Genomic DNA, 2520 nt, shown 5'->3' with positions numbered 1-2520 from the left:
ACTGCAATTGCATCTTTTGTCCAAACATTCGTATAAATTTTACCATTGATCCATTCCAATTCATTGATGGCTTTTATTTTTGAATCAGCTGAATATACATTGATATAATCTATCATTTTTTGAGTTTTTGGATCCATTTTCCAAATTTTTTCTGTTTTGTCGGTTTGGTAAATGTAAGTGCCATCATTTGTCATTCCCCAACCTTCAATGTCTTTGTCATAAGTAAATGTTTTTTCCAATTTAAGCGTTTTTGCATCGTATATAAAACCTGTTTTTTCTTGCCAGGTCAATTGGTATAATTTGCTGTTTATAAAGGTTATTCCTTCTCCGAAATATTTTTCGTCAAGGTTAATTTGCTTATAGACTTTTCCTGTTTTATAATTGTATTTTCTTAAAAAGGATTTGCAGCTTATTCCTGAACTAGTAGTGCCAGAACCAGTACTTTCATATAATGTATCATTATAAAATTCTAAACCTTCAGTGAAAGAAGCTGTGTCGTGTGAGTAAGTATTTATAATTTTAAATTTTAATAATTTGGGCTGTACAGCAGAAACCAATTCTATTCTCGCAGTAGCTTCCGAGTTTTCACCTCCAAAATAAACCAAAGCCTTAAGGTTTTGGTAACCCAGTTTTTGATCTTTCAAGTTGAAGCTTAGTTTCTCATTTCCTTTTTTGAAACCTACTTTTTTATCATTTACAAAATAGATTATACTGTCAATTTCTTTAGAATTTGGGTTTAAAATACCTAATGAAATAGCATCATCAGATATATAATGTGCCTTATAATTGGAATTATCGAAGGTAAATATAGAATTTTCCCCATTTTTTGTGTTTCCGCAATTTGCTAAAATGATTCCTAAGAAAATGATAAATAGGAAGTTATAGTTTTTCATAGTTTTGATATTTTAAAAAGCCAATATACAACGATAATTTTAAGAGGCAAAGCCCTTGCAAAAATATAAAAAGATTGTATATTTGCACCGGCAAGTCCTACACGACCAGCTCCTGCAGACTCCCCCAGGATGGGAACATAGCAAGGGTACGTGGTTGAGCGGTGCGATGTAGATCGCTTGCCATTTTTTTTTTTTAAATTTAAAATTCTTTTTAAGAATTATACTAAAGTAGTCTTCCTTCGGGGGGATTTTTTTATTTTTACCCAAATTGAAATTAGAATTTAGTAGACAAATTAAAATAAAAACTGGTTATTTTGAAAATCAGTGTTTGTCTTTGTAAAATACTTATAATCCATAACATTAAACAATGAATAAAGTAGTATTGATTACAGGAGGATCTTCGGGAATTGGGAAATCTATTGGAGAATTTTTGCATCATAAAGGATTTGTGGTGTATGGGACGAGTAGGAATCCGGAACGAGTTCTTAATTCGATTTTTCCTCTACTTAATTTGGATGTTAGAAATGCGGATTCCATTCATTCAGCTGTTGATAAAATTATAGCAACTTCAGGAAGGCTTGATGTTGTGATTAATAATGCTGGGGTTGGTATAACGGGACCTCTGGAAGAAATTCCGATGGAGGAAATCAAAAATAATTTTGAAACCAATTTTTTTGGACCAATTGAGGTAATGAAAGCTGTTTTACCACAGATGCGTTCGCAACAATCGGGGTTAATTATTAATATTACCTCAATTGCTGGGTATATGGGTTTGCCTTATCGTAGTATTTATTCGGCTTCAAAAGGAGCTTTAGAATTAATTACCGAAGCATTGCGTATGGAGGTTAAGTCTTTTGGAATTCTAATAACCAATATTGCTCCCGGTGATTTTGCTACCAATATTGCAGCAGGTCGTTTTCATGCACCTGTAATAAAAGGTTCGCCATATGAGGAGTCTTACGGAAATAATCTAAAAACGATGGATGAGCACGTGGATAGCGGAAGTAATCCAAATGAAATGGCTGAAGCAGTTTATACAGTTATTCAAAATTCAAATCCAAAAATTCATTATAAAGTCGGTGCTTTTATGCAAAAATTTTCGATTGTATTAAAGAGAATTCTACCGGATAAAGTATATGAAAAAATGCTTATGGATCATTATAAACTTTAGGAATTCAAAATGAAGAAATAATGAGAATTTGAATTTTGATTTTTGAAATTGAAATTGCCATTGAAATTGCCATTGTTATTGATATTGATTTCGTAATTTTGCACCGAATTTTTCAAACACACAATTAAATATAAATAGATTATGAAATTTTTTATTGATACAGCTAATCTGGAAGATATTAAAAAAGCATATAAAATTGGGGTATTATCAGGTGTTACTACAAACCCTTCGCTAGTAGCTAAAGAAGGCGTAAAGTTTGAAGATCGCATCGAAGAAATTTTAAAAACCGTCCCGGAAGTAGAATCCGTTTCAGCAGAAGTCACCCCCGACACAGTAACAGCAGAAGACATGATTGCGCAAGCAGAAAAGCTTATAAAAATTAACGGAGGAGACAAAAATATAACAATTAAACTTCCTATGACCATTGCTGGATTGGAAGCAACCCGTTATCTAGCT

The 2520-nt window shown here is 32.3% G+C and carries 3 protein-coding genes and 1 other RNA gene; 3 read left to right on the top strand and 1 reads right to left on the bottom strand.

The genetic code is table 11. The annotated features are described in order from the left end of the window. Positions 1-893 (bottom strand): glutaminyl-peptide cyclotransferase (locus tag VFS71_RS07905; protein ID WP_326400385.1); only part of this gene is annotated, 893 nt, incomplete at its 3' end. Between the two features lie 88 nt (positions 894-981). Here VFS71_RS07905 and ffs point away from each other — a divergent pair. From ffs to VFS71_RS07890, 3 genes are all read left to right on the top strand, one after another. Then, an RNA gene (gene ffs / locus VFS71_RS07900) (signal recognition particle sRNA small type) lies at positions 982-1079 on the top strand. 181 nt (positions 1080-1260) lie between these two features. After that, complete coding sequence (locus VFS71_RS07895; protein WP_326400383.1) at positions 1261-2064, top strand: SDR family oxidoreductase; 804 nt, start codon at positions 1261-1263, stop codon at positions 2062-2064. A gap of 141 nt (positions 2065-2205) precedes the next feature. After that, positions 2206-2520: transaldolase family protein (locus VFS71_RS07890; protein ID WP_326400382.1), on the top strand; the 315-nt coding region annotated here is incomplete at its 3' end.

Source organism: Flavobacterium sp., assembly GCF_035760125.1.
Lineage (GTDB): Bacteria > Bacteroidota > Bacteroidia > Flavobacteriales > Flavobacteriaceae > Flavobacterium.
The sequence above is the reverse complement of the archived record's forward strand: the minus strand, read 5'-3'. Positions and strand labels throughout refer to the sequence as shown.

Excerpts from the sequence above, each read along its gene's own strand:
- VFS71_RS07895 (WP_326400383.1), top strand. The coding sequence starts at position 1,261 with ATGAATAAAGTAGTATTGATTACAGGAGGATCTTCGGGAATTGGGAAA.